Here is a 4,270-nt window from a genome sequence, read left to right as displayed (position 1 = left end):
TTGATGATAGCCACACTGGCTGCCGCCAGCGTGCTGCTTGCCGTTGCAAATCAGGCACAGGCTGGCGCGACACTCGATGCTGTAAAGAAAAAAGGTTTTGTGCAATGCGGGATCAGTGACGGATTGCCTGGATTCTCTTATGCCGATGCAGATGGCAAGTTTTCTGGTATTGATGTTGATGTTTGTCGTGGCGTTGCCGCCGCTGTATTTGGCGACGACACAAAAGTGAAATACACCCCGCTCACCGCAAAAGAACGTTTCACTGCATTGCAATCCGGCGAAGTGGATTTACTCTCCCGTAATACAACCTGGACTTCATCTCGTGACGCAGGTATGGGAATGGCATTTACTGGTGTCACTTATTACGATGGCATTGGTTTCCTGACGCACGATAAAGCGGGGCTAAAAAGCGCGAAAGAGCTGGACGGTGCAACGGTCTGTATTCAGGCTGGTACAGACACCGAGCTCAACGTCGCCGATTACTTCAAGGCGAACAAAATGAAGTACACGCCCGTGACCTTCGATCGCTCTGACGAATCCGCGAAGGCACTGGAATCTGGTCGCTGCGATACGCTGGCCTCGGATCAGTCACAACTGTATGCATTGCGAATCAAATTAAGCACTCCAGCCGAATGGATCGTGCTGCCAGAAGTTATCTCTAAAGAACCGCTTGGGCCGGTAGTCCGCCGTGGCGATGACGAATGGTTCTCGATTGTACGCTGGACGCTTTTCGCCATGCTGAATGCTGAAGAGATGGGCATCAATTCCCAGAACGTCGATGAAAAAGCGGCGAATCCGGCAACGCCTGATATGGCGCATCTACTGGGTAAAGAGGGCGATTACGGCAAGGATCTGAAGCTGGATAATAAATGGGCTTACAACATCATCAAACAGGTGGGTAACTACTCGGAAATTTTTGAGCGTAACGTAGGTTCAGAAAGCCCGCTGAAAATTAAACGTGGGCAAAATAATCTCTGGAATAACGGCGGTATTCAGTATGCGCCGCCCGTGCGTTAAGTCGATATGAGGTAACGAGCGTCGCCACGGCGGCGCTCTCTTTAGCGTTATGGTTTCCGAGGTTCCTATGTCTCATCGCCGCACAACCGTTAAAGGTTCACTTTCATTTGCCAATCCTACAGTGCGCGCCTGGCTTTTCCAGATCCTTGCCGTTGTCGCCGTCGTCGGTATTGTAGGCTGGCTATTCCATAACACCGTAACGAATCTCAGTAATCGCGGCATTACTTCAGGTTTTGCCTTCCTGGATCGCGGCGCTGGCTTCGGTATCGTCCAGCATTTGATCGATTACCAGCAGGGCGATACCTACGGACGCGTTTTTATTGTTGGCTTACTCAACACGTTACTGGTTTCAGCATTGTGTATTGTGTTCGCTTCTGTTCTGGGCTTCTTTATCGGTCTGGCGAGACTTTCGGATAACTGGCTGCTACGAAAGCTTTCCACAATTTATATTGAGATCTTCCGTAATATTCCGCCGCTGCTGCAAATCTTCTTCTGGTATTTTGCCGTGTTGCGCAATTTACCCGGACCACGCCAGGCGGTGAGTGCGTTAGATCTGATCTTTTTGAGCAATCGTGGGCTTTATATTCCGTCACCGCAGCTGGGAGATGGGTTTCTTGCATTTATCCTGGCTGTTGTTATGGCTATAGCCCTTTCTGTTAGGCTATTCCGCTTTAATAAAACACACCAGATAAAGACCGGACAACTGCGCCGAACCTGGCCTGTCGCCGTTGGGTTGATCATTGGTTTGCCTTTACTGGCACACTGGCTTTTCGGTGCAGCAGTGCACTGGAATATCCCTGCGCTACAAGGGTTTAACTTCCGTGGCGGTATGGTTCTCATACCCGAACTGGCAGCCTTAACGCTGGCTCTTTCAGTTTATACCTCTGCATTTATCGCTGAGATTATCCGCGCCGGGATTCAGGCAGTGCCTTATGGTCAACATGAAGCTGCCCGCTCGCTGGGATTACCCAACCCGGTTACGCTACGCCAGGTGATTATTCCCCAGGCGCTGCGGGTGATTATTCCACCACTTACCAGCCAGTATCTCAACATCGTCAAAAACTCCTCTCTTGCCGCCGCTATTGGCTATCCGGATATGGTTTCGCTGTTTGCTGGCACCGTGCTGAACCAGACGGGGCAAGCCATCGAAACGATAGCCATGACCATGTCGGTATATCTGATTATCAGCCTGACTATCTCGCTGCTGATGAATATCTATAACCGCCGCATCGCGATCGTTGAACGCTAAGGAGTCATGATGACAAAAGTATTACTGGCTCATCCCCCGCGCCCGGCGAGCCATAACTCAAGCCGCGCTATGGTGTGGGTGCGAAAAAATCTGTTCTCCAGCTGGGGCAATAGCCTGCTGACTATTGGCTGCTTGTGGTTGATGTGGGAATTGATTCCACCGTTGCTGAACTGGGCATTTTTGCAGGCTAACTGGGTTGGCTCAACGCGTGCCGACTGCACAAAAGCCGGTGCCTGTTGGGTTTTCATCCACGAACGATTTGGTCAATTTATGTATGGGCTTTACCCACACGACCAACGCTGGCGAATTAATCTGGCATTACTGATTGGCCTGGTTTCGATTGCGCCGATGTTCTGGAAAATATTCCCACATCGCGGTCGCTATATTGCGGTCTGGGCGGTGATTTATCCACTTATCGTCTGGTGGCTGATGTATGGCGGTTTTCTTGGTCTTGAGCGGGTTGAAACCCGGCAATGGGGCGGGCTGACGCTAACTTTAATTATTGCATCAGTTGGAATTGCGGGGGCGCTACCGTGGGGGATCTTACTGGCGTTAGGCCGCCGCTCCCATATGCCGATTGTGCGTATCTTATCGGTCATTTTTATCGAGTTCTGGCGCGGCGTACCGCTAATCACCGTCTTGTTTATGTCTTCGGTCATGCTGCCGCTGTTTATGGCAGAAGGCACCAGTATCGACAAACTGATCCGCGCACTGGTTGGAGTGATCCTGTTTCAGTCAGCATATGTTGCGGAAGTCGTGCGAGGCGGATTACAGGCACTGCCTAAAGGGCAATATGAAGCGGCGGAATCACTGGCGTTGGGTTATTGGAAAACCCAGGGACTGGTTATTCTGCCACAGGCGTTGAAGCTGGTAATTTCTGGGCTGGTAAATACCATCATCGCACTCTTCAAAGATACCAGCCTGGTGATCATCATCGGGTTGTTCGATCTTTTCAGTAGCGTTCAGCAGGCAACCGTTGATCCCGCCTGGTTGGGTATGTCGACGGAAGGGTATGTTTTCGCCGCGCTGATCTACTGGATCTTCTGTTTCAGCATGTCACGTTATAGCCAGCATCTGGAAAAACGTTTTAACACCGGGCGTACACCGCATTGAGGACACTATGAGCCAAATTTTACTGCAACCTGCTAACGCGATGATTACGCTTGAAAATGTTAACAAGTGGTATGGGCAATTCCATGTACTGAAAAATATAAATTTAACCGTGCAACCGGGAGAACGAATCGTTCTGTGTGGCCCATCTGGTTCCGGGAAATCGACAACCATTCGTTGTATTAATCATCTGGAAGAACATCAACAGGGACGGATCGTGGTGGATGGGATCGAACTTAACGAAGATATCCGCAATATTGAGCGTGTCAGACAGGAAGTGGGAATGGTCTTTCAGCATTTTAATCTTTTCCCACATCTGACCGTTTTACAGAACTGTACCCTTGCACCTATTTGGGTACGTAAGATGCCAAAGAAAGAGGCTGAAGCTCTGGCGATGCATTACCTTGAGCGGGTGAGAATTGCCGAACATGCACAGAAGTTTCCCGGACAGATCTCCGGTGGTCAGCAGCAACGCGTTGCTATAGCACGTTCACTTTGTATGAAGCCCAAGATTATGCTGTTTGATGAACCTACATCGGCGCTCGATCCGGAGATGGTGAAAGAAGTGCTGGATACGATGATTGGGCTGGCGCAGTCGGGAATGACAATGTTGTGCGTAACGCATGAGATGGGGTTTGCACGAACCGTCGCTGACCGGGTGATTTTTATGGATCGTGGGGAAATAGTGGAGCAAGCTGCACCTGATGAGTTTTTTGCGCATCCTAAGTCAGAGCGTACGAGGGCATTTTTATCGCAGGTAATCCATTAAGTTGCGTTTCCTGGACTGAAAAGGTGAATCCAACTTTTTTTTCGCACAATGCAAAAAGGCCATCCTTTCGGATGGCCTTTCGCCTGATTTGATGTCTGGCAGTTTATGGCGGGCGTCCTGCCCGC

At 50.3% G+C, this 4,270-nt stretch carries 4 protein-coding genes; all 4 read left to right on the top strand.

What is annotated here, in order from left to right; all coding sequences use genetic code 11:
• Nucleotides 1-1,017: amino acid ABC transporter substrate-binding protein (locus EQY_RS0121680; protein ID WP_237712286.1), on the top strand; the 1,017-nt coding region annotated here is incomplete at its 5' end.
• Between the two features lie 67 nt (nt 1,018-1,084).
• Nucleotides 1,085-2,266, top strand: a complete 1,182-nt coding sequence (locus EQY_RS0121675; protein WP_010345327.1) for an amino acid ABC transporter permease — start codon at nt 1,085-1,087, stop codon at nt 2,264-2,266.
• Nucleotides 2,267-2,275: 9 nt separating this feature from the next.
• On the top strand, nt 2,276-3,379 hold the full coding sequence (locus EQY_RS0121670; RefSeq protein ID WP_024212698.1) for an amino acid ABC transporter permease: 1,104 nt from the start codon (nt 2,276-2,278) through the stop codon (nt 3,377-3,379).
• Nucleotides 3,380-3,386: 7 nt separating this feature from the next.
• Nucleotides 3,387-4,145 (top strand): amino acid ABC transporter ATP-binding protein, encoded by a 759-nt coding sequence (locus EQY_RS0121665; protein WP_000078344.1) that lies wholly within the window; start codon nt 3,387-3,389, stop codon nt 4,143-4,145.
• Nucleotides 4,146-4,270 lie beyond the last annotated feature (125 nt).

The organism is Escherichia sp. TW14182 (assembly GCF_000208525.1).
Classification (GTDB): Bacteria; Pseudomonadota; Gammaproteobacteria; order Enterobacterales; family Enterobacteriaceae; genus Escherichia; species Escherichia ruysiae.
This window is presented reverse-complemented; position numbering and strand designations above follow the sequence as displayed.